Source organism: Aquimarina mytili (assembly GCF_016735115.1).
In the GTDB taxonomy this organism is placed as follows: domain Bacteria; phylum Bacteroidota; class Bacteroidia; order Flavobacteriales; family Flavobacteriaceae; genus Aquimarina; species Aquimarina mytili.
The window spans coordinates 95,296-118,489 of sequence record NZ_JAERQJ010000008.1; the positions used below are offsets into that span (position 1 = coordinate 95,296).

Below are 23,194 nucleotides of genomic sequence, written 5' to 3' on the forward strand. Positions count from 1 at the left end.
TATACAAATTGTTATCCTTTGTTGTTTTTTACCAACCATTGTTTAAAATAAAGATTTTCTATTTCTTTTCTTTTCTCCTGATTGAGTATTTCGACTGCTTTTGATTTTGTTGATAGGTCAATCAAATACCAAATTTTTTCATCTTTTTCATCGAATTCCTTGTTTCCATTTGAATCTCGTAAGGTTCTGAAAATTATTTTGTCAGTATTAGGTACTATTTCATATTCAATTAAATTTTCATTGATAGGACTAAGTCTAGAAAAATTATTTCCATCAATGTCAGAGATGAAAAGTTGATTAGGATCAACATATGTTAATTTTTTGTCCAAATTATAATCCGTATCTCCGGCCTTATATAAAACACTCTTTTTGAGTATTGGGCCTACATTTTTAAAATTTGTAGTAAAGTCTAAAATTCTCGTTTTTTTCTGAGTGAGCAATTTGGTTTTTCCGCTCTTTATGTCAAAAAATATTAAATTCCAATAGTTAGGATAGCTATCTGCGTAATAGGATTTAGCACTATACCTACTTTTATCACGAGCGTTCTGAGTGGAAATCGGAAGGATAACTTTTTCCATACTATCAATGAAAACAACTCTTGAATACTCAAAATTGTATTCATCTATAATCGAATCAATTTGTTTCTGATTTAGATTTTCATCTTCTATTATCTGGATTCTATCCTCTCTTTTATTACAAGATAGAATCATTAGCGAAAGTAGAATAATTGATATTGATTTCATGATATAAATAACTTTTAATATATTTATAGTAGCTAGTTTTACTTTATTTCTTTTAATTCAGTTAGTCCTTCAAAGTTCTGAGCACTTTCTATTCTTTTTACGATTAGATTGAAGCCTGGAATTTCTTTTCCGTCTTTCACTTTAACCCAAATTTTTCCGTGATCAATTAAGCATTCAACTGTGATTTCAAAATTTTCATTACCAAGAATTACCTCATTTAAGATTAGTCCGGTAGAACTTTGTCTATAGTTTTCGTCATCTACGTGTATCTGGAACTCTTTCAAAATTAATTCATGTCCAAATAAACCTTTGAAATCTCTAGCAATTTGAGACTGAATTTCATTAACAGCATTTTCAAGTCTATTTTGTATATCTAATTCATTTTTTATGTTGATATACAAGCTTGAACTTATATTTTTTATTGTTTCGTATGAATACATTTCTTAATTGGCTACAATAGTTACACAAAATAGATGTGTCTTAATATTCTTATTTATGGCTAAACTCAGATGTTTGAGATGATTTTTTTAGTCCGTTCTTTATAAAAACTTCTTACTCCTTAGTTTTCTTATATAGCTGTTCATAAATTGGATCCTCTGCTATTTTGCTTAACTTTTCATTTAGCAATTTTATTTCATCGAGTTTACTTTTTATCATTCTGGTCGAAATACCTTTATTTTTGATTAAATCAACTATTCCACCAATTAATTTACCTGCGGCAAAACTAATAAGACTCGTTTCTTTTTTTTCCTTTGTGATGAAATGATCTATCTCATTTTCGAATATTGAAGGGTATTTATCAATTAGACTTGACATAAAAGTTGAGTTCCGTTCATTTGCAATTTCTTTAAGGGTCAAAATATTTCTTTCATGTATTTTAACAAACTCTCTACCGTTTGAAATTAAATCTACATTGCCATTAAACTGAGATATTAACTGAAGTGATTTTATTAATATTTCTTTATGGTCTTTCTTCATTATTACTTTATTTATCTCTACATACGTGTCATGATAGAGCAAAATGTTACCTAACCCTAATAAATTTTATAGTATCAGTTACTATTGGTTCTTTCCATCCAACACCTTTTTTAGGGTTCTTTTGTTCTAATATCACATTAATAGTATCTCTTAATTCATTTAACTTAATGCTTTTATAACCATCTTGAATTCCACCTGCATATTCATTATCTATATATCTAAGTTCAAATTGAAAATGTTTAGGATTTTCTTTGTCAAATCTTATTTGTAGATTATAATTCTCGTTTAAAATTTGATCGTTCTTATCTAAAGATAAATCGATCTTCGATGAGTAAATATCTAAACTCGTGCTGTCTAAAAGAAAAAACCTATTTGGAATTGATTTATAAAAAACTTCTTCTGTTTTAGCTTCGTCTGGGTCTTTATTTGTTTTAGTAGTCCTTGTATAAGCTATAAATCCATATGTCATTAAATTACCTACTAAAAGAGGAATAAATAATCGTTTTAATGAATCCTTAAAAATCAGACTTACTGTTACAGTTTCAATAAAAACACTTCCTAAACACATTAATATATAAGTTGCGATCCAATTAATTATGTCAAATGTTGCATTTGGGACAAAATTGTCAGCAATTAGATGCCAGAAAAGCATTGCCCACATCATTACGAAGGTACCTACTAGGCCTGAAACTAAATTTCCAATTATTGAAGATAAAAATGATTTAGTCCAGGTGTACTTTAAAATCATCTTAATTGCAATGGTTTCTATAGTTATAGTTGCAAAAACTAAAAACCAAAAACGCCATATTTCGTCATAAACGTAAATGGCTGGCCATATCATGTTGAGTGAAATCATGCTTTAATTTTCTGGAGCCTTTATTAGTAATGTATATTTTTAGTCCGCTGCTAAATTACAACATCCCAGTTTTAAAAATTGAAACTGAGGTGTTTTCCCGAAAAAATCATGAATTTCCGTTGTACATAACAATTACATAAAAAGACATATTCCTTTTATTTCCAAACTTTTAAAAATCCGCCTAATGCTTGTAGTGACGAAGGAATAATTGATAAAATAAGAAGCACTGCCAAATTAATATTAGAATTCTTACTCCAAATAGAAAGATTGTCACTGAAATTAAAAGGAGTTTCAATTCCACTAATATATATTCTGTATAACAACCACAATATTCCTCCATTTCCTTTTTTCCAGTCCAAGTCCGTGGGAGAATTTATAAAAGCCAAAAACCAAATTAATATTCCTATAAATGCAATAGCGCAATAATTCTTAATTTGAAACTTGTCTATTCCGTTTGTCAACAAATAACCACTCATCAGATATAAAATCAAAACAATGATAAAGTGGAAAAGTGAGTAAAACATTTCAAGACTTTCATCTTCAATATATTCATAAAAATATGTCAATCCGAAGATTGAAATTATGAATATGACTAAATGTGCCAAGAACAATTTTAGTATCTGTTGCATTTTCAATATTGCCCAATAATTATACGAAAGATATATATCCTTTATTTCTAATTAGCTTACAAACATAGTATATAATTCTAAGACTCTTAAAATAACCTAACACCATCCCTATATTTAGCAATTTCCCTACCATTGGGTTGGTTTTCATAGATAATTGCCGTTTCCCACTTCCCTTTAAAGCGTAGCAGAAGCATTTTTTCCAACCTTTTTAATCCTAAAATCTTATTAGGTCTTGCGTTTCTATGACTTTTATCTAAAGAATAAAAAGTGCCACAATTTCCATCTTTAAAATAAACTATACATTTGGACAATGCTACACTGGATAGGTTTGAAGGAATCATTGGGTTAATTTTTTGGATAGTATTCTTTGTAAACTGTTTTCATAAACTTTGAGTAATGTCTTATCTCTATAAGATTCAAGGTGTTTGAGTTGTAAACGAAATAATTGTAAACGACTTTTATCTTTATGTTTACCTTCTCCTTTATCATGATCCAACCATTCTTTTTCCGCTTTTTGTATAAGTATTCGATTCCGGATATTTCGCTTGAGATTTTGTTGTTTTAAAAACCATTGATATGTACTTTTAAAATTATTACGCTTATTATGTGGGTGAAAATATAGATGAGCCGATGGGATCCATCGATAAGGATTTCGATCTAACCATCGTTTTACCATCTCAACCCTTTCATACAAGCCGTCCTGATAGTCCTTCCAATCTTTGTAACTTCCTTTAACCTCAAAATTTCTGTAAATGGTTGTTGTAATATTCTCCAGTACTTTTAATTCTTCTTCTTTAGAAAATATATCATCTGGGAACAATTTTGAACGAGCGTAATTCCAAAAATTATTAACCAGTCCTTGTAAAAAAGCCGGTTCCAACTCATTTGCTTTCGCATTATCGAAATTGGAAATCCAGCTTTCCTCCGTGTTCTTGTGATGTTCCTGTAGTGTTCCAGTAACATTTATTAAACAATTAACATCACTATTATTATTCTTTTGTTCTTGATGTTCTTGAACTAATGGGTGAATTTTTTTCACTCTTTCATCAAAAATTAATGGATTAATCCATAATTCTATCCCTGTTTTACCATGATGAACTTCTTTAATAATAAACCCTGCAGCTTTTAATCGTTCTTTATGATTAATTATAGTTCTCACTGTACATCCTTTACAAGATGCTAAACTAGGATTATAAGTTTTAAAGCCTGGAAACCCATCTTCAAAAGAGTCTCCACGGGATATAGCTTTATTTAATTGTTTGGCATACAATCGTGTAATCAGTTCTGCGGTTGCCCTATGATTTGCATTAATACGGCTCTTTAATTCAAAATTATTTTTATTATAATTATCTATATAGGATTTTGTTGTCTTAAACAGTTTACCAAAATCATAATTCAATTGTACGGGGGTAAGTTCCATTTCTATTTACTTTTTATGTTTTGTAATTCTCGAATGGAAGTAAGGACAGATTCATAGCAGAACATTGTATGATCAATTTGTGTCGTAAAAATTTCATTGTTCACTTCTCCGAATTGTTCGCTAATTTGTTCTAATAGTTGGATTTTTTGATCGCAGGATGCTTCTAGAAATACCAATTGTTCCTCAAGTGTAAGCATAGTAGTAGTGTTTACAGTTGTTTACCTAACAATGTGTCGATTTAGATACTCGAGTATACTGGTTTTAGAGTAGCGAATAACTTTACCGGCTTTAGAGTATAAAATCTCATCAAAATCTCGTAGTTCTTGTAGTTTTGTTTTGCTTTTTATTCCTAATAAACTTTTTGCCTCTTCGGGAGATAACCAATCGTTTGCGGGATCCATATTTGCTAATGCTTCTTCTTTAGCTTCACGTATGGTAGTTCTTACCATTTGTAACATTTCTCGTTGTAAATTGAGATATGCTTCAGATTCAAATACAATTATTTCCATATTCCTAATTGTTAACTCTAATTTCTAACTGTTCTAGAAAATCATCACGAGATATTAAAATGATGTTGTTTTTGGAATCTTTATGAGAAACAATCCAATCACCATGTGGTAGGTTATTTCTGTCTATTCCAGACCAATCTATCTTTTTATCTTCTGACACTTTTTCTCGATTAAAACTTATTTGGGACAAAGAGAATCATTAAGACCATATTAAAACAGTGGTAAAGGGGTTTATAACCCTTTGTTTAAATTTTAATCAATTGAAAAGCAGTGAATTAAACTGAAAATAAATTCGACATTTGAGGGAGATAATGGTATATTGTCATCCTAAACAACTATATAATCATTGATAATTATCACCCTAATGCAACCCCTTATTTTAAAAAATTCCATAGAAAATTTAAACCTGTCCAAAGAAATCAAAACATTCATGCAAAAACATAACATTCACACACTCGAAAAGTTATTAGAAATCAAAGGGTCCGAATTGTTAGAAATGGATGGATTTTCGTATCGAATGCTACAGCAATTATTGGCTTTTTTACATGATCACAATTGTTTACACCTTTTTAAAGAAAAATAACTATAATTCTCCTTTCATTTGATCCAATTGAAGAAGCATTCCTTTGAGTATCTTTTTTACTGACCTTTTTGAACTTTCACTTACCGAATAATAATTGTTACTTAAGCTTTCTGATGAAATTAGAGCTGCTTTTTCTGTTCTAAAAGTCTTTGAGAGAAATGAAAACAATTCAGTTCTAGGACCATCAATTACTTTAGATTCATATAGCAATTTTGTGATTAAAGAAACTTCAGGTACCGAAACCTTTAAAAGTTTCCTGTTATTGAAGGTTTCTTCTAATACTCTTGATTTATCAAACTTTATAAGCTCTTCATAAAAAGCTATTTCTTCGGTGACCCAATCTAAAAGGTTTTTTCTTAATGGTGGCAGTTCTGGATTTAATCGATAGGGGATAGTGTTTACAATGGTTTTGACTTTTTTTAAGTATTCTCGATACAGTTTTAGTTTATCCTCATTATTTTTTAAGCTTTTAACCTTGTTTTTAATGTCGTCAGTCATAAAAAAGAAAATCTTAAACGTATTAAAATCCAAACTGATAAGCACCTCATATAGTTGTTCTTTGGAAGGAAGTTTTTCTTTGTTAAAAAGATGATCTAAGACTTTTATAAAGGTTGAATAATATTCTTTGGATTCATAAGTAAGATTTGAAATTCTGTTATCTTTTATCTTGGACAATAATTGGTGTATTTCATCTTTAACAATTTTTGGAACCTTGAGACTGTGGATTTTACTTTGTATAGTATTTATTGTATCCTGATTTTGATGTGCAAACCATATTCTTTGTTGGTATGGAATATCCAAAGATTTATCTATATACTTAAGAAAAGTTTCTTCTAAAAAAAGCAATATAGAATCTAATGTTTTGTATAAAATCTTAAAAATGTCTGTATTAGTTTTTTCTTCAGAAATTTTAAATATTGATTTCCTATCTTCAGCTGATAAATAGTTTTGTTCTATAATTCTCATATAGTTCAAAACATAGTTCTGGTAATTTTTTATAAGATGATCTATATCCCCAACTTTTTTATCTAGAGAGAATAACTTTTTGTGCAAGTCCCACTTAATATTTTGCAGAGTATGATTGAACAAACTTTGGTAATACCAAAATTTTAAAGTGATGGTACCAGTGTTGGTCATCTTCAAATCTCTAAAATCACACCTCCCTAATTCATCATGTTTTTTATTTTCAAGATAGGTTAGATAATATTCTTTTGTCTTTTGATTAGTTAATGGATGTAGATCCCCATGAAATATCCTGTGGAATACATTCATATGTTCCATAAATGATGTGTTTAAATTAATTTTTCCCTTTTTATGTAGTAGTCACATCATATGTTTAATTCGGTTAAGGCTTAATAGTTGTTAGTATTATGAAGATTTACTTTTAGCAATTTTCTAATAAATTTCTTCTTTTTAATACTTCTGTTTTTTGTTAGGAAATCTCTAATGTCTACCTCTTCACTTGTGCCTTGAAAGTTTTCTAACAAATTCTTTTTAGTAAGTTTTGTAATTTTTGAGAAAGGGTGCTCAATTTTAAAATAATAGGTATCGAATATCTTCCATTTATAGATTCCTTTCTTTTGTTCTTTGTAAATACAAAGCCAATCGTTTGCACCTATACACTGACAAAATTTTCCATTAGGAAGGACTGTAAACGAGTGTATATCTAAATCCTCTTTAACATCTTTATCGATATCAATAAGATGTTTAATCTCATTTCTAGTTAAAGTGCCAGAAGTATAGGATAATAACATCTCAATTTTTAATAATAGATCTAAAATATCTATCCTTTGCATTCCTATACATTGTCTCAAGACTTTATATACTGCTTGTTGCTCTTTCTTCAATGTTGTTAATTTTGACTTTATGAGCATTTTAGTGAAATGTCTGCTCTTAGAAAGCTAAAATAGAATGTATTAGTTTCATTTTTCGGGAGTAATGATTTTTTTTTGAATACATCAATATTAATTTCATAATACGACTTTAAGAATAAATAAAAATTGTAGGCATAGAAACATAAAAAAGGATTAATTTAATTAAAACTATCTCATTAAAGAAACTATGTAAACAGGAATATTATTATCATATTTCGAAATATGCATTAATCTATTTCAATGAAGTATAAAAGCCACAACATAGTAAAAATATAATTATCCAGACTCATTTTTTGAAACAGGTTTGTTATATTGCAGACTCTTACTCATCACTAATCACAAACCGGTAGGGAAGAGCACTGATCAAAAATGTAAAACTTAAATCAAATGCATAAATGATTTTAAGAATTTATTGTAAATCTTGTTCTAAACCTAACAAAATTAATAGCTATGCTTCTGACCGAGTAGAACTTGCAAAAGAAAAAGGAGATCTAATCAAAGTTAAATGTAATAATTGCTCAAAAACTCATGACTATTCTGCTAATGATGTAATAGCAGAAGGTAGTATTTTAAATTTAATCTTATTGGTTGGTATGATTATTGGTACAATAATTATTGCTAACTTCTTAATACAGTATATAGATAAAGGAGGTATTTACTCTATGTTTTTATTACCGGTAGGAATATCGATCCCAGGAATTATTTACTATAGCTGGTTATTAGAAGAAAAAAAAAGAATCAAAATATTTAATAGATTTAGAAAATAACCTTTCTCATGCAAAAAACATTTCTTTTTACTATAGTTTGTGTAATAATTAATTTTACTGGTAATTCTCAAGTTCATGAAGAACAAGAGATTTTATTAATAAAACCTACAAAAAAAGAACAAGTTTATAATAATGATATGGTAGATGAAAAAGCTATATTTAAGGGAGGAGATTCTAAACTATTTAAGTTTTACAAAAATAACTCAAAATTCAAAATTAAAGATTTTGAGATACCAAATAAATCTACTTATTTTAAATTATATATTGATTGCGATGGTAATGTTTATAGCCATAAAATAATTAAGTCAATCAGTGTTAATCATGATAAGGAAGTAGAAAAATTGGTAAGCTTAATGCCTAAATGGAAACCTGCTAAAAATAATAACAAATTGGTAAAGGTAGTGCTAATTGATTACATTACTTTTCAATAAAAAAAGGACACTTATTTCTAAGCATCCTTTCTATATTTTAATTATTCGGTCATTTTATTGTTGAGTACTACTTTTTAATGCTTTATAATCTCTGGAAGCTCTTTGTATCCAATTCTTACCAGAATACTTCCCTTTATTAGCATTTAAAAATTGATTCCAAGAATTCTTAATTTTACTAGCATTTGTCTGACTACTACCTCCGGAAACGGATTTACTTATAGAGCCGGATTTAGACGAAGTCTTACCTGAAATGCTTCGATAAGCAGGAGATTTGCTTATATTGCTTTTGAACATATTTCTAACAGCTCCTCTTGCTGATGATTTAGAACCATCTAGGGCCTGTTCTAAAGAACGCCCCGGCTTTCTTAACGCATTATAACCTCTTTGAGCAACTCCTCTAGCTCCTCCTTCTGGCATAAAATAATGCTTAGCCCCAAACCAGAAAGCTGAATTAGTTCCCCATTGTTCAACATATTGATCAACGGCAGTTTTACTATGAATTGGAACTGCTTGTCCATTAGTTTCTGCTTCTTGTATTAACCCCCAAAATACTCCTCCTAAACCTTTTAATTCATGTCTTTTTTTCAAATCTAGACCTGTATAACTATATCCCGATACTGAATTATACCCTTCGGGAATATCAGAAGTGGCATCATAACTTGAAACAAAAACACTATTTTCGAGTTCAGCTACATACACATCATCTCCGGATACAGAGGCTAAACCTAAATTTTCTCCTTGATTATTAGTAATACCAACAAACTGAATTTCACTTCCTCCAACATCACTTACCCACTCTAATTGATTTGTATCAGTATTATATGACCAGACATCTGTTGCACTATTTCCATCGGGGTCTATAAAATAAATAGGATTGTTAAGAGCATAATTATAAGGGCTCCATTCTATATAATCTTCACTCAGATTATCAATATTCATCCAACGACCAATGGAGGAATTATAATTCCTCGCGCCAAAATCTAACCACCCTAAACTAATCTCATTTTGTTCTTCTTTACCACTAAAACTTAATAATTGCGCTGTAGAATTCCCTAAAGAAGATACGAAGTTATTATAGCCTAGATGAGTCAGTCCAAAAGGATAATAATTTCTCTCTTCAACAATCTCTATACTACCATTATCATTCTTAGTATAGCTTAAACGAGTATTTCCTAAGTGATCTTTATATTGATACACGTATCGGTAAGAACTTCCATTTGGAGTCACATACCCTTCTGGTATAGAAAAATACTCAAGTTGGTCATTCTTATAGACATATCCACCCGCATACTCCGTTTCTGTAAAAGAACTTCCACTAGGAGCGATCTTCTTTAATTTTGCTCCTGTAGCGTCGTAAATATAGGTAATATTTCCGGCACCTTCGCTATTAGAGATGGTAACTATTTCGGGTAGGTTTAGGTGGTTGTAGGTAATCCCTGTAATACCTTTATTTTGATCGATGATCATATTGCCATTGGCATCATACTCAAAATCATCATTGGTATTGGCCCCGTCTTTAAAACCATAATCTTTACTTCCTGTATCGGCTACGCTTTTTAGTTTGTTACCATGGTCATAGGTATACCCCAGGTTATCCATTATCCCAAAATGCTCACCTACCGCAGGGTTGATATTTTCTACAATAGCACCTGTGCGTTGCAGAGTTAGGATATTCCCCATCTTATCATAGGTAACACCAGAAAGATTATAACGACCACTGCCACTTTCTGCTTTGGTAATACGGTTAAGAGCATCATAAGAGTAGGTATACGCTTTTAAAGCATTGTCTTGGTTAGCTGTACGCCAATACGTCTGGCTTATATTACCGTTATACAGTGCTTTATCCAGGTATGCTGTTGCAACATCATTATAATACAATCTAAAAGAAAATAAATCAGCCCCCGGATTATTAACATCATTAATGCCTTTGAGCCACCCTCGTATATTGTATTGGTAGTCTACATCTTGCAACCCACCTCCTACGGTTTTTGATTGTAGTTGTCCTAATTCATCATAGGTGTTGGCTATAATTTGTTCTTCTTGTTGATCATTAATCTTTTGGGTTTGGGTAAGTAATCGACCTATATGATCATAGATAAAAGTATCCACCGTTTTAATTGTTGTATAACTCCCTTTGGTATGTGTAGTAGTCGTTTCTAAAACTTTACCTACAAAATCTAGCTTGGTTGCTATAATATCGGTAGTTTCTAAAAACTCTTTATTGCTTGAGACGATATAGATCGGTCTGGCATTTTTATCGTAATAGGTAGCCGTGGTGGTCCAATATGATGTACCTAACACTTTTACTTTTGATCCTGTGGATAACGATTTTGTGTTGTTACTTACCGGTTCACCATACACTATCGTTGGGTTATTAAAGACAGCATCTTCATGAGCTAAAAACCCATAATCATCATAATAGTTTATAGTTAATACTTCAGCAGTACTTACTTTAGGATACCCTCCATCGGTATAATACATAGTAACACTTCCAATACTTGCGGCATTAGCCCTTTCTACCCATAGGTTTTCTGTATACGCATTCACTTCGTTTTGTAGAGCCGTTCTATCTTTATCTTCTGTAATCTTACCGGTATAGGCTACTCGACCATAGGCATCATATTTAGTAAACAACCACTCATCTTTAGCCCTGCCAGAGTTTTCTTTGCGCATATTGGCATCTTGAGTCATTATCGGCTGATCCAATTTATTGTACACAATATACTCCCAGCCTTTACCTGGGATTTTCTTTTCGATCAGACGGTTACGGTGGTCGTAGTGGTATTGATAACATAGCTCGGCAAGTTCGCTAACCGATACTCCATTGTCAGTAGTTACTTTGGGTGGTAGTACATAAGTAAGATTTCCAAAGTCATCATACACATAATAGGTATCATGTTCTACTCCTTCATTATAAGTACGTTTTAAAACTATTCTACCTAGTTTGTCTGTATACTCTTTAGTAGTATGATCATTAGGGTAGGTTTGACCAGGTTGCCAGTTTTCATCTTTTGTGATGGTTACAAATAGTTTCCCTGCAGTATAATTAGCAGCATTTTTGATGAGTTGTGGCTTTTTTGCATCACCATTCTCAAAGGTCACTTCAAAATGTACCACCTCATTGATGCTATTGGTACCCCAATCAAATTTGATGGTATGATCAGTATCACTGCTTGCATTGGCCTTCCATGCTTTTCCCGGTGCGCCTTGCTCTCTAACACGATTAAGAGGAGAGGCTTCATATACACTTTCGCTATAGGCATTGATCTGATTCATGTCTGTAATTCCAGGAAAATCATTAGTATACTTATTTTTATAGTAGGTATTGATATGGTGTGACACATTAACTTCTCTATAGCTTCCTGATGTTTTGGATGCTACATAGGGTAAATATTGCTTGGTTTGTCTACCATAACTATCATATTTAATATGAGTAATAATATCTTTACTATTAGGCGAAGCATTAATGGCCGTTTGTTGCATGGGTCTCCCCAATCCATCATAATAGGTGATATTATAAATCTTTTGTTCTTGTGGAGCCGTTTCTAACTCGGTTACGTTGGCAAAAGGTTGTTGTGCCTTAACCGCCATCATATAGTTTTGGCCATCAGAAAGCTCTAGCTCTTGCCCATAGGAGGCTACAATGGTTGTTAGCACTACTATGATATATATAGATGTATTGATTATTGTTTTCATCAAATCGTATGTTTTATGTCTTTGAATTATCTTGTGTTATCTTTATTGATTATAGTTATCGCTATTATCAATTGGGTTTGGACCATCGCCATTACCTCCACCACCTCCACTAGAACACCAGGATGGATTAACGGTAAATGTTCTAATTGCTGTAGCCGTTTGGCGAATACAATTATCTGTGACAACACATTTTACCTCTATAGATCTTGGTCCACTACAAGACACTCTTAACCTTGGAGAAGAACCGCTTTGTCTTACACCATTGACATACCATTGGCGGCTATAATTTCCAGATCCATCAGAAAGGCGTGCACTTACATCAAAAGTCTCTGAGGTTGAATTCTGACTTACAGGATGTTTAAGGATTGTAGCGGTACGCGGCTTCATTTCTCCTACCGTTAAGGAAGTATTGATCGTTTTACTCCTTTGAGTGACATTATCGGTAATCACACAGGTTACAGCTACATTACCATAATAATAGCACCCCATGGCTCTGCTAAAAGACTTTTGTGCAGAAGTAAAACTGTGATTCGTGAAGGTATTTCTAACGGTCCAACTGTAGCTATAATTTCCTGATCCTCCATTAGGCGCTGCCGAAAAACTTGCCGTAGTATAAAGATCTACTTGTGATGGGTGATTGGTTGTTGCTGCTAAAGGATGATACACTGATATTGATTTACCCGCCGTTCTTTCTATTCCGGTAAGCTTATCTTTTACAGTAAGGGTTATGGTTGTCATCCCAGTTGTATTGCCCGTCTGTAGATTAACATCTTTAGTGCTGTAGTGTTCAATCACATTACCCGGTTTAGTCACCTTCCAGAGGTAGCTAAAATTGTCAGACCCTCCCTCTATAGATGGTTTAATAACAACATTGGTTCCTGTTTCCATCCATGGATTCGAAGCAATGCTTATTTGCAGAGGAGTATACAATTGATCGGTATAGTTATAATAAAACTTATCAATGATATGACCTTCGGCATCACGTATATGCATTAAACGATTTAGGTTATCATATTCGTAATAAGTCGTATATCCTTTGGGGTCTGTGATACTGGTTACTCCTATCAAAGGATCATAAGTATAGGTAGTAACCATTGCCTTGGGTAACCCATTTCGTAATTCTTGCAAAGCCACTTTTAGAATTTGTTCTTTACAGTTAGCCGATCTACAATTATCATTATCTGCATTAGCTTTTGCTTTCAGATCAGCCTCATACGGTTGTACTTCAGTATACGTAGCATTTTCAATTTTAGCAATAGGGTGGATATCCTGATATCCCCATACATAAATGATATGCGTACCATCTTCTTTTGATACCGCTAATGGATTACCAAAATCATCGTAATTATAATACATTAACCTGGGTTCTTGAGGGTCAGTCTGTTTTGCCGTTTTGATCACTTCAGGAAGTAGGATGTTATTCCCCCAGTTTTTATATGTGGTGTTTTGAGTATTAAGCAGTTTTTGATCTTCGAATAGTTGGGTTTGTATGGGTGAAGAAATCCTGTTCAAACCAGATAAACTATTTGCTATAGCAGTGTTGAAATCGTAAGCATAGAAATACTTGGTAATAGTTTTCTCAAGATCACTATTGATCGTTTCTTGTTCTTTAAGATGGCCCTGTGGGTTATTATATCGATAAAAATTCTGGGTGTTTATACTAGAGCCATTTAAATGATCAGTGACTGAGGTTTGAATCAATCGATCTACATTACGACTTGCATCAAATATTTCTGTATCCACGGCATAGATTCCGGGACCGGTGGGGATAAATCCAGTTTGTCCTACTTTTACAGAATACACTCTACCAGCATAGTTGAGATTATCATCAAAATCATAGTGATTTACTGTTTCTTTTAATACTGTACCATTAGCATCAGCAACTTCTTCTTTAAGAGTTTTTCCATTTTTATAAGCATTATCATCTTTTGCTGGAAATGGAAAAACAAGGGGTTCTGGTATGTTATGACCAAAAGTTAATTTTCGTGTCCCATTGGTACCATTAGCTGATGTAAATTTTTCTGTAACCTGTTTATAAATAATATGGCTTCCCATATTATACCCTAACGGCATATTACTAGAACTTGAATAGCTTCTGAACACGCAAGTTTGAACACCTCCAGATACGGAAGACGTAGTTCCGTACTCATAGGTAGTTAAATTTCTTCGTCTAAAAAGAACTCCTTGACTAATATGATCAGCAGTCTCATAACTATATTCTTTAGTAATGCAGTTTGCTGGGTCGGTATCAGGGCAACTTGTAATCGTTTTTATTCTGATTCCTCCCGTTTCTCTTGATCTTGCTTGTACAGGAATTTCGTTGCCTCTATTGACATTTACACGAACAGATCCCTCAACATGACCATCAGGAGCGGCATTTCTAACTGATACTGAAAGAGAATAGGTCCCTGCTTTTAAATACACTTTTTTTGTAAAACTATTTTTAAGCTCTTGACCTGGCTGTAAAAACCCTCCTCCGTAGCTAAGTTGTGCTATTGAACATGGATAACTACGATTACATTCGCCTATACTACTTGATTGACAAGCAGTTTCCGCATCATCTGCAGTGTTTTTCTCATGAATTTTTGCAATAACACTACCAGCAGTAGCCGCTTTGGTTACAGAAATGGTAATTTCGGCGGCAGTATTTTCTGTAATGGTAAATTCATTTGCTCCAAAATCGTCTCCCCCCGTTGCTGAAGCAGCAGCACCATAAAAACTATTTGAGATTGCACAAGGAGAATCACCAACATCATAAAAATCATCATATTCATCACCATTGATTCCTGGATCATAGGTGTTTTGTTCATACTCAAACTCTGTACTTCCTTTGGTGGGATAAATGATTTTTTGCAATGCTCCTTTAGAACAATCCTCAAAACTAGGTTTTCTTGGACCATAAAGATCATCAATATTGACTAACTTTCCTGTATTATTTGCATTAGCATATCCCCAAAAATCCTGCTTATAGAATAAAATATTATCTGATGCAGCTCCATTATATTCAAATTGGTAGCGATTGCTGATATCATTATTAATAGTGATTCCCGTAAGTAACTTTTTGGTTTTAGTAGCACTATCATATTGAAGGCTATAATTAAAAATTTCTTTGCCAAAAGTGTCTTTTACCTTTATGTTATCTAGGCTAGCGAGATACTGGTTGAGCTCGGTAATATTTGGTCGAGTTGTAGCAAACTCTATTGTACCTAAAGAAAATGAGATACTTTCTATGATTTTTGAAGATATGCTATATCTTGCTCTTGAACTTCTTAAGTTATTTGCACATCCACTTGATCCTATCGGTTTCGTATACGTTTGTGAAATTGTTTCTTGTGTATGATAATATCCAGTGTAATTAAGATGAATGCTTCTATGGTTTGGGAGTTCAATTTTAGTTAGTTTCCAGCTAGAAATATAGCCAGTAACAGGAGTGGAGAGAAGATCATTGATCCCAATTGGAGGAATCCTTTTGGTAATTTCCGTAGCTTGAAAAAAATACTGTATCCCATTATCATCAGTTACTTTAATCCCCTGGTTAAAATCATCGTTGATTACTTCAATGTTATACGGCTTATAGGGTTTGATCACTGCATTTTTGTTTTCATCAAAGTAAAAACTAGCCTGAACATTGCCTACACTGATCATAAACTTATCTGGTTGGGTATCCCATATACCTGAAGCTGCATTTTCTTTAAATGTATTTTGATCTATTGAGGATAGTTGATTGTTTACATATGGGATAACCCATTTTTTACCCATTTGATTGGTTCCGATATAACCATTAGGTTCTTCATCGGGTCTACCTCTAAGCTGTCGGGTAATAATACCACCGGCATTTAATGACCACCCTAACCCAGTGATCCCTGGGATTTCATCAACAAGTAGCCCTGTATATGTGTAACTTAAACTTATGGGTAATTCAAAACCATTTTCTTTAATGGTATAGATAGGTATTGAATGATTAATGGTACCTATACTTAAATTTACCGGGATATCCCCATATTTTCCTAGTGTTGATGCTTCGGGAGAAGCTGGAAACAAATTAGGAATATCAATAGGGCCACTTCCAGCTTGAAACTGAGCAAATAGTCCTGTTTTTAATAAAATGAAAATAATAAAATATAAATATTTCTGCATGACTGAACTTGATTGTTGTTTTTGTTTTCCTGGTGCAATGTTAGACAATACCAGTTTCATTTTTCGATACTGGGGGATTTCTAAATGTTAAAATTTAATATTGTTAATTATTGTTTGTAGACGGGTTGTTGCTTTTTAGATGAATCAAAAAAGCAATTACATATAGAAGTTACTATCTTTACTCAGTGTGTCTAGCTTAAGCACTTACTTGTTTTTTATCAAAAAAACCAACTCTAAATCCTACGGCTTTTTCATATACAAAACTTTGTGCTTTAAAATCATAAACGATAGGGGCATCCAGTTCTTTCATTACATTTATAGTGCGATATAGTTTCGTTTTTGAAACCCCGAGGCGATATGATAAATCCTCTGCAGGACCCGTGGCTTGCATACGAATTAATCTGTCGATGCGTTGTATGAGTTCTATTTGTTTGATAATGATGTTCATAGTTTTTTCCCTTTAATGGTTATTAATTTTGAATATTGATTACAATCATGGGGGAAGGTTTACGTAGTTGGTTTCTGGCTGTTATTTGTTAGTTGATGGTTTGTTGGGATTTGATATATTTCTTTGGGGTTTAGAAGTACATATCGGATAGCTATACAAGCCAGTTGTTGGGGTGAGTAATATTATATTTCTTGCTTTATAAATGAGCTGCAATGCTTCTTCGCTAGTCTTGCCTTTTTTATAGAGCTTAACCATCCAGCGATACAGTAATGTCTCATATGGACTATGATGCACAAGATTATATATAAATGCATCCATTTTAAAATGCAGTGCTTGCAAGATAGTCGCAAAGTAATGGTGCTTTTGTTGTTGTAGGTAGGCTTCCATTTGTTTGTTTTTGTTGGGTCAAAAGTATGGGAAGTATCAAGTGATTTGCAAGGGGAGTATCCCTCAATTTATAAATTTTGAATGTAAAATTTATAAATCTATTGATAAAAATATCGGCGCTAACCTACTGATAATTAACTAATTTTATATTTTGATTTTTGAATTGTATCTTAGCCGCTAGATTATAATAATTGAAATATTTGAAAAGATAATTATGATCTTTTACCCCTAAATTATTAATTTAATAACTAACACACATTCTTAGAATGATGTTAGTAGCCTGGCACTATTACCTACTATAAAAATGAATAACCTTGCTTATGTATTTACTATTTCTATTTTAAGTTCAGTATTTTCCTGTGTTTTCTCGCAAAATGAGTCTAATGTATCAGATAATTTTATAAATGAATCTATCCGGATTGAAAAAAAATCTGATTCATTGTCTAAACAAACTTTTAAAGAGATTGAAAAAAACTTCTACATCAATAGAAACGATTCCATACTTGCTAAGGCATATGCTAATGCATATTTAATAAAAGCTAAAAAACTTATAGATACGTTTGAAATTGCCAATGGTTATCATCTGTTCTGTAATTTGAAGATACGCAAACCAAAACAAGTATTATTATACGCAGATTCAATCATAGCAATTACCAAGAATAAAAAATACTATAAATATCCTACAAGAGGTTATTTGTTTAAGGGACTTATTTTGTACGAAAAAAATCAATATAGTGAAGCTTTGGATGCTTATCTATTGGGACTTGAACATGCAGAATCGCATAGTGATTCTGAAAATGTTGTCGCTATAAAACATAATATCGGACTATTAAAAAATACTATAGGAGAAAATGAAGAGGCATTAAAAACCTATTTGGACAATCTAGAATTTATAAAAAAACAAGATACTTTAGATAAATTTCGCCCTCATTATGTAATTTCATTGTTCAAAATATCTGGTACTTATAACAGGCTTAATAATATTGATTCAGCACATGTTTACGTCAAAAAAGCAATTACTGCAACTCTTAATGGTGAAAAGCAATATTATTACCCAGAAATATTAGTGACTTATGGAATAAATAGCTACCTAAGAAAAGACTTTAAAACTGCCATTGACAGCCTGTCAAAAGCGAATGAATTACTGTCTTCAAAAAAAAATAATTCAAGTAAAGCCGTTACATACTTATGGATTGGAAAAAGCTTAAATGCAATGGGAAAACAAGATAAAGCTTTGGTATATCTAAAAAAGGTAGATTCGATCATGGAAGTATCTAATTATTCTCCTAATGTTAGAGAAGCATTTACTTTATTAATAGAACATTACAAAACTGTTGATGATAAAAACAATCAACTTAGGTTATTACAGAAGCTAATTCGTTTCGATAGTATTCATAATAAAAAACATAATAAACTTAATATAGATATCATCAAGAATTATGACACTGCGAAATTAATAAAAGAAAAAAACTTATTAATTGATGGGATTCAAAATAAAAATGAAAAATCAAAGTATAACCTTATTCTAATTGGAATAAGTGTTATTATACTACTAACATTGTTTTATATTTATTTTCACAAAAGAAAACAGGCACAATATCAAAAGAATTATAATGAAAACCTTCTTAAAATAGAAGCAAAAAGTTTGAACAAACCTAAAATTAAAGAACTTGAAATAGCAGCTGAAGTTACTGATGATATCATCAAGAAATTGAAGAGTTTTGAAGAAGAACATATGTTTTTAAAAAGTGATCTTACTATGACCAAAGTTGCCAAAAGTTTTAAAACTAATTCCACCTATTTGTCTAAAATTATTAATACCCATAAAAATAAAAATTTTGCAAATTATGTTAATGATCTTAGAATAGAGTATTGTATTGAACAAATAAAAACTAATAATAAGTTTCGACTTTATACTATAAAATCTATTGCGAAAGAGGTAGGGTTTAATAGTATACAATCCTTTTCTAGTGCTTTTTATAAGAAAACAGGACAACATCCCTCATATTTCATAAAAAACTCTGAAAATCAGTAAGTTTAGGTCAAAAAAAACGATTTAATCACGTTTAAAATTTATAAATTTAACCATACTCTAAGGGTAGTTTTGGTGAAATTATAGTTTAATTATCTACTTTTACACCAGTAAATTAAAATCATAAAAATGAAAAAACAGAGTTCAAAAAAATTATCTTTAGACAAGATTAAAGTAACAAAATTGAATAGTACAAAAATGACCCAAGTTAAAGGAGGAAATGGATCAGGGGATTGTGATGTTGCAGGAGGAACTATTTACTCACAAAATTGTGACTAAAATTAATAATATTGACTTCCTGTATAGAAATGCAGGGAGTTTTTATTCACCATAACGATTTAATATATTTGAATGAACAAACTTTTTTACATTTTGTTGTTATTAGTTTTATCAAGTTGTGAATTAACTTCTCAAAATGTTCCGGTTGATGTCTATTTTGGGCATAAAATTGAAGATCCACATAGATATTTAGAATATGTAGAACGTGACAGTTCCATTTTAGATTGGGTAAAAAAGCAGAATACCGAAACTAATCTTCTATTAAATAGTATTCCCAACAGGCAAAATCTTATCGATAAACAAGCAATTTATGATAATAAAAGAAACTATGTGACATCTAAACTACAGATTACTAATAATGACCAAATATTTTACCTTAAAAGAAATGCTAATGAAAATGTTTCTAGGCTTTACTATCGAAATAGTATTAAAGGTAAAGAAACGGAGCTATTTGATCCTAAAAAGTATCAACCCGAATCAAAATCTGAATATCAAATTAATTATATTAAACCAAGTTGGGATGGTAGTAAAATAGTAATAAGTATAAATAAAGATGAAGACGAATATTCACAAATGATTATACTCGATGTGAAAACTAAAACTATTGTATCGGGTGTAATTAATAATTGTAAGCCTACTGGTGGTGGTGGGATTCAATGGTTACCTGATAACAATTCTATTTCTTACGTTCACTTTTCTTTCGCCAATCAAAATGCAAAAAATACTATTCCAAACAAAAAAGCTGTGATTTATAGATTAGGGACTGATCCTAAAGATTTCATAGAAGTCCTTTCTAAAGAAAATAATCCTGAGGTTAATATTAAACCGGAAGATTTTCCTATCCTAGAAATTGATAATGTAAATAACAAGTATGTCTCAGGTATTATAGGAGGGGCTACACCATATTTTGATAGTTATTATATCTCCCTAGAACAATTATATAATACAGAGAGGAATTGGAAACCTTTATTCAAGAAAGAGCATGAAATAAAAATGTACTTAATTAATCAGGATAGTATTACATATCTCACTGCTAAAAACTCTCCTAACTTCAAGATTTGTAAAACTTCTATCATGTCTTCAGATTTTGATAATCCTGAAGTTTTAATTAAAGAAAAAAAGGGGGAAATTATTAAAAACTTTGTAGAAACAAAAAATGGGTTGATTTACTCTACAGTAATTGATGGAGTGCAGGCAAAACTTTATAGATTGTACAAGGGTGAACATTCTGAAATTGAATTACCCAAACCTTCAGCAGATATTGCTTTAAGTACTAAAAGAAACGGTGTAGTAGTTGCCATAAAGGGTTGGCTGAGCAAAACGACACGTTATTTATTTAATTTTGAAACGAATACTTTAGATGAGTATAATTTATTCACGGATAGTTTTAAAGATCCATTTGATGATCTTATGATTGAAGAAGTTACAGTAGCTTCTCATGACGGTGAAGAAGTACCATTATCATTGGTTTATAAAAAAGGGATTAAATTTGATGGTAGCACTCCAGTTTTAATGAGGGGGTATGGAGCATATGGGGCTTCTATGGTTCCCAATTCTTATTACCCTTTTTTACTCTATGCCAGAGAAGGTGGAATATATGCAGTAGCACATGTGCGTGGAGGTGGTGAAAAAGGAGATGCTTGGCACAAAGGAGGTTTTAAAACTACCAAATCAAATAGTTGGAAAGATTTCATTGCCTGTACAGAATATCTTATTGATAAGAAATATACTTCTAAAGGTAAAGTTGCGGCTTGGAGCGGTAGTGCAGGAGGAATTATGATTGGTAGAGCAATGACTGAAAGACCTGATCTGTACTCTGCAGTAATTATTGATAGAGGAATTCTTAATACCATACGGCTTGAGAATGGTGTTAATGGTGCTAATAGTGCTAAAGAATTTGGGAGTGTAAAAGACTCTATAGAATTTAAAGGGTTACTAACAATGGATGCATACCATCATATTAAAGATAATACGAATTATCCGGCGACATTAATTACAACTGGTATGAATGATACTCGTGTACCGCCATGGCAATCAATGAAATTTGCAACTAGACTTCAAAAGGCAAACAGCTCTAATAATCCAATTTTACTAAAAACAGAATTCGATTCGGGACATGGACTTCAGTTTACTAAAGATAAGGAATTTGAAACTATGGCTACTGCATTATCTTTCGCTCTTTGGCAAACTGGTCATCCTGATTATCAGCCTAAATAATACTATCATTTGCAGCTGTTTTCATGAAAAGACTACCTCTTTTAATACATTAAACAATAACATGTCATTATATTTTTTTAAAGCTGTAACCATAACACTACTCTGTGTCGTTAATTTCTCTATATTTTCACAAACCAAAAAAGTATCTCGGGACTGGACTTCGTTTTCACAATCGATAAGCGTAAAAGCAAATAAAAAAACCAAATTTAAACTACAGGCATCTGTTAGAGTAGAAACAGAAACTGAGGGTGGATTTGCAGGGCTATGGGTTAGAGTAGATAATACAAATGGCGAATATGGTTTTTTTGATAATATGATGGATAGACCTATCTCATCAAACCAATGGAAAAAATACGTAATAGAGGGTGCCATTGACAAACATTCGAAAACAATCACTTTTGGGGGATTATGCTTAAATAATGGTAAATTCTACTTTGACGATTTTGAGTTGTTTATACAAAATGAAAAAGGAACATACGAAAAGCTTGCGCTTAGCAATGCACAATTCGAAAATCAAATTGATAATGAAATGATTCCCGGCTGGAAAAGAGGCATAAGTAAGGATGAAAAAGTTTATGTTAAGGAATTTACGGCATACTCTGTAAAGAATAAAGAAGATAAATCTTTTTGCCTGATGATAGAAGGGAAAGGAATTAAAAATAATAGTAATACGATAAATGCAGAAGAAGGTTTTACGCCTCAAATTGGAACTCTGATATCAATGTTGAACAATTTAAGTAGGCGTGTAGAAAGTGCGGTTCAAGGCCTAGATGTAAGACAAACAGATCATTTGCTAGATGATAAAGCAAATAGAATTGGGGCATTAGTCATGCATCTAGCAGCTGCTGAGGCATATTACCAGGTTTATACTTTTGAAAACCGTGGATTTAATGACGAAGAAAAAGCAAAATGGAAAACTGGCCTAAGTCTGGGAGATAAAGCTCGCGATGAGTTTAAAGGAAAGCCTATTTCACATTATTTAGATATTTATAAAGAAGTACGAAAAAAAACAGTTGAGGAACTATCAAAACGTAATGATGAATGGTTATCTCAATTACGCCCAGGTTCAATAATGAATAATCATTGGGCATGGTTTCATGTTATGGAGCATCAATCCAGCCATTTGGGACAAATTTTAATGCTTAAAAAAAGAATTCCCGAAGAAGAAAAGAAAAAGATTACTTTACCTAAAAACAAAATTGACTAAT

General features: G+C 31.8%; 23 protein-coding genes. 7 read left to right on the forward strand and 16 right to left on the reverse strand.

From position 1 onward, the window contains the following. Positions 1-11 precede the first annotated feature (11 nt). The 10 genes from JJQ60_RS17425 to JJQ60_RS17470 form a co-directional block, all read right to left on the reverse strand. Complete coding sequence (locus tag JJQ60_RS17425; protein ID WP_201923313.1) at positions 12-743, reverse strand: hypothetical protein; 732 nt, start codon at positions 741-743, stop codon at positions 12-14. A 38-nt stretch (positions 744-781) separates the two neighbouring features. After that, a complete protein-coding gene (locus tag JJQ60_RS17430; RefSeq protein WP_201923315.1) occupies positions 782-1,144 on the reverse strand; it encodes a hypothetical protein in 363 nt (120 codons plus the stop codon). A 151-nt stretch (positions 1,145-1,295) separates the two neighbouring features. Further along, positions 1,296-1,721 carry a hypothetical protein gene (locus JJQ60_RS17435; RefSeq protein WP_201923317.1) on the reverse strand — a complete coding sequence of 142 codons (426 nt, stop codon included), beginning with the start codon at positions 1,719-1,721 and terminating at the stop codon, positions 1,296-1,298. A gap of 46 nt (positions 1,722-1,767) precedes the next feature. Next, positions 1,768-2,577, reverse strand: coding sequence for a hypothetical protein (locus JJQ60_RS17440; protein WP_201923318.1), 810 nt, complete (start codon positions 2,575-2,577; stop codon positions 1,768-1,770). A 155-nt stretch (positions 2,578-2,732) separates the two neighbouring features. Then, entirely contained in the window at positions 2,733-3,206 is a 474-nt protein-coding gene (locus JJQ60_RS17445) for a hypothetical protein (RefSeq protein WP_201923320.1), read from the reverse strand. An 86-nt stretch (positions 3,207-3,292) separates the two neighbouring features. Beyond that, positions 3,293-3,547 (reverse strand): hypothetical protein, encoded by a 255-nt coding sequence (locus JJQ60_RS17450; protein ID WP_201923322.1) that lies wholly within the window; start codon positions 3,545-3,547, stop codon positions 3,293-3,295. Then, positions 3,544-4,626 (reverse strand): hypothetical protein, encoded by a 1,083-nt coding sequence (locus tag JJQ60_RS17455; RefSeq protein ID WP_201923324.1) that lies wholly within the window; start codon positions 4,624-4,626, stop codon positions 3,544-3,546. The genes JJQ60_RS17450 and JJQ60_RS17455 overlap by 4 nt, the downstream gene beginning before the upstream one ends. A gap of 2 nt (positions 4,627-4,628) precedes the next feature. Next, positions 4,629-4,823, reverse strand: coding sequence for a hypothetical protein (locus JJQ60_RS17460; RefSeq protein WP_201923326.1), 195 nt, complete (start codon positions 4,821-4,823; stop codon positions 4,629-4,631). Positions 4,824-4,844: 21 nt separating this feature from the next. Further along, positions 4,845-5,135 (reverse strand): helix-turn-helix domain-containing protein, encoded by a 291-nt coding sequence (locus tag JJQ60_RS17465; protein ID WP_201923328.1) that lies wholly within the window; start codon positions 5,133-5,135, stop codon positions 4,845-4,847. A 4-nt stretch (positions 5,136-5,139) separates the two neighbouring features. Beyond that, positions 5,140-5,295 (reverse strand): hypothetical protein, encoded by a 156-nt coding sequence (locus JJQ60_RS17470; RefSeq protein ID WP_201923330.1) that lies wholly within the window; start codon positions 5,293-5,295, stop codon positions 5,140-5,142. Between the two features lie 270 nt (positions 5,296-5,565). Between JJQ60_RS17470 and JJQ60_RS17475 the strand changes: the two genes are divergently transcribed. Further along, positions 5,566-5,718 carry a hypothetical protein gene (locus JJQ60_RS17475; RefSeq protein WP_201923332.1) on the forward strand — a complete coding sequence of 51 codons (153 nt, stop codon included), beginning with the start codon at positions 5,566-5,568 and terminating at the stop codon, positions 5,716-5,718. Here JJQ60_RS17475 and JJQ60_RS17480 read toward each other — a convergent pair whose 3' ends face one another. Together JJQ60_RS17480 and JJQ60_RS17485 are read right to left on the reverse strand one after the other, a co-directional pair. After that, positions 5,719-6,999, reverse strand: coding sequence for a hypothetical protein (locus JJQ60_RS17480; protein WP_201923334.1), 1,281 nt, complete (start codon positions 6,997-6,999; stop codon positions 5,719-5,721). Between the two features lie 71 nt (positions 7,000-7,070). Next, complete coding sequence (locus JJQ60_RS17485; protein WP_201923336.1) at positions 7,071-7,565, reverse strand: hypothetical protein; 495 nt, start codon at positions 7,563-7,565, stop codon at positions 7,071-7,073. 422 nt (positions 7,566-7,987) lie between these two features. On the opposite strand from JJQ60_RS17485, the gene JJQ60_RS17490 reads away from it, so the two are divergent. Both JJQ60_RS17490 and JJQ60_RS17495 read left to right on the forward strand, forming a co-directional pair. Then, positions 7,988-8,359: a hypothetical protein gene (locus JJQ60_RS17490; RefSeq protein ID WP_201923338.1), complete on the forward strand. Its 372-nt coding sequence runs from the start codon at positions 7,988-7,990 to the stop codon at positions 8,357-8,359. 8 nt (positions 8,360-8,367) lie between these two features. Further along, complete coding sequence (locus tag JJQ60_RS17495) at positions 8,368-8,790, forward strand: energy transducer TonB (RefSeq protein ID WP_201923340.1); 423 nt, start codon at positions 8,368-8,370, stop codon at positions 8,788-8,790. A gap of 54 nt (positions 8,791-8,844) precedes the next feature. On the opposite strand, the gene JJQ60_RS17500 is transcribed toward JJQ60_RS17495, so the two are convergent. The 4 genes from JJQ60_RS17500 to JJQ60_RS17515 form a co-directional block, all read right to left on the reverse strand. Beyond that, positions 8,845-12,486: a DUF6443 domain-containing protein gene (locus tag JJQ60_RS17500; RefSeq protein WP_201923342.1), complete on the reverse strand. Its 3,642-nt coding sequence runs from the start codon at positions 12,484-12,486 to the stop codon at positions 8,845-8,847. Positions 12,487-12,528: 42 nt separating this feature from the next. After that, entirely contained in the window at positions 12,529-16,683 is a 4,155-nt protein-coding gene (locus JJQ60_RS17505) for an RHS repeat protein (RefSeq protein WP_201923344.1), read from the reverse strand. Positions 16,684-16,819: 136 nt separating this feature from the next. Next, on the reverse strand, positions 16,820-17,071 hold the full coding sequence (locus JJQ60_RS17510; protein ID WP_201923346.1) for a hypothetical protein: 252 nt from the start codon (positions 17,069-17,071) through the stop codon (positions 16,820-16,822). An 81-nt stretch (positions 17,072-17,152) separates the two neighbouring features. Then, positions 17,153-17,458, reverse strand: coding sequence for a hypothetical protein (locus tag JJQ60_RS17515; protein WP_201923348.1), 306 nt, complete (start codon positions 17,456-17,458; stop codon positions 17,153-17,155). Positions 17,459-17,897: 439 nt separating this feature from the next. Here JJQ60_RS17515 and JJQ60_RS17520 point away from each other — a divergent pair, with 439 nt between their 5' ends. From JJQ60_RS17520 to JJQ60_RS17535, 4 genes are all read left to right on the forward strand, one after another. After that, entirely contained in the window at positions 17,898-19,493 is a 1,596-nt protein-coding gene (locus JJQ60_RS17520; protein WP_201923350.1) for a helix-turn-helix domain-containing protein, read from the forward strand. A gap of 126 nt (positions 19,494-19,619) precedes the next feature. Next, positions 19,620-19,769, forward strand: a complete 150-nt coding sequence (locus JJQ60_RS17525; protein ID WP_201923351.1) for a class I lanthipeptide — start codon at positions 19,620-19,622, stop codon at positions 19,767-19,769. Positions 19,770-19,841: 72 nt separating this feature from the next. Beyond that, positions 19,842-21,986 (forward strand): prolyl oligopeptidase family serine peptidase, encoded by a 2,145-nt coding sequence (locus JJQ60_RS17530; RefSeq protein ID WP_201923353.1) that lies wholly within the window; start codon positions 19,842-19,844, stop codon positions 21,984-21,986. A 61-nt stretch (positions 21,987-22,047) separates the two neighbouring features. Next, positions 22,048-23,193 (forward strand): mycothiol transferase, encoded by a 1,146-nt coding sequence (locus tag JJQ60_RS17535; protein ID WP_201923355.1) that lies wholly within the window; start codon positions 22,048-22,050, stop codon positions 23,191-23,193. Position 23,194 lies beyond the last annotated feature (1 nt).

Excerpts from the sequence above, each read along its gene's own strand:
- JJQ60_RS17450 (WP_201923322.1), bottom strand. The coding sequence starts at position 3,547 with ATGATTCCTTCAAACCTATCCAGTGTAGCATTGTCCAAATGTATAGTT.
- JJQ60_RS17495 (WP_201923340.1), top strand. The coding sequence starts at position 8,368 with ATGCAAAAAACATTTCTTTTTACTATAGTTTGTGTAATAATTAATTTT.
- JJQ60_RS17515 (WP_201923348.1), bottom strand. The coding sequence starts at position 17,458 with ATGGAAGCCTACCTACAACAACAAAAGCACCATTACTTTGCGACTATC.
- JJQ60_RS17525 (WP_201923351.1), top strand. The coding sequence starts at position 19,620 with ATGAAAAAACAGAGTTCAAAAAAATTATCTTTAGACAAGATTAAAGTA.
- JJQ60_RS17440 (WP_201923318.1), bottom strand. The coding sequence starts at position 2,577 with ATGATTTCACTCAACATGATATGGCCAGCCATTTACGTTTATGACGAA.
- JJQ60_RS17455 (WP_201923324.1), bottom strand. The coding sequence starts at position 4,626 with ATGGAACTTACCCCCGTACAATTGAATTATGATTTTGGTAAACTGTTT.
- JJQ60_RS17500 (WP_201923342.1), bottom strand. The coding sequence starts at position 12,486 with ATGAAAACAATAATCAATACATCTATATATATCATAGTAGTGCTAACA.
- JJQ60_RS17490 (WP_201923338.1), top strand. The coding sequence starts at position 7,988 with ATGATTTTAAGAATTTATTGTAAATCTTGTTCTAAACCTAACAAAATT.
- JJQ60_RS17465 (WP_201923328.1), bottom strand. The coding sequence starts at position 5,135 with ATGGAAATAATTGTATTTGAATCTGAAGCATATCTCAATTTACAACGA.
- JJQ60_RS17460 (WP_201923326.1), bottom strand. The coding sequence starts at position 4,823 with ATGCTTACACTTGAGGAACAATTGGTATTTCTAGAAGCATCCTGCGAT.
- JJQ60_RS17535 (WP_201923355.1), top strand. The coding sequence starts at position 22,048 with ATGTCATTATATTTTTTTAAAGCTGTAACCATAACACTACTCTGTGTC.
- JJQ60_RS17435 (WP_201923317.1), bottom strand. The coding sequence starts at position 1,721 with ATGAAGAAAGACCATAAAGAAATATTAATAAAATCACTTCAGTTAATA.
- JJQ60_RS17510 (WP_201923346.1), bottom strand. The coding sequence starts at position 17,071 with ATGAACATCATTATCAAACAAATAGAACTCATACAACGCATCGACAGA.
- JJQ60_RS17475 (WP_201923332.1), top strand. The coding sequence starts at position 5,566 with ATGCAAAAACATAACATTCACACACTCGAAAAGTTATTAGAAATCAAA.
- JJQ60_RS17505 (WP_201923344.1), bottom strand. The coding sequence starts at position 16,683 with ATGAAACTGGTATTGTCTAACATTGCACCAGGAAAACAAAAACAACAA.
- JJQ60_RS17425 (WP_201923313.1), bottom strand. The coding sequence starts at position 743 with ATGAAATCAATATCAATTATTCTACTTTCGCTAATGATTCTATCTTGT.
- JJQ60_RS17530 (WP_201923353.1), top strand. The coding sequence starts at position 19,842 with ATGAACAAACTTTTTTACATTTTGTTGTTATTAGTTTTATCAAGTTGT.
- JJQ60_RS17480 (WP_201923334.1), bottom strand. The coding sequence starts at position 6,999 with ATGGAACATATGAATGTATTCCACAGGATATTTCATGGGGATCTACAT.
- JJQ60_RS17445 (WP_201923320.1), bottom strand. The coding sequence starts at position 3,206 with ATGCAACAGATACTAAAATTGTTCTTGGCACATTTAGTCATATTCATA.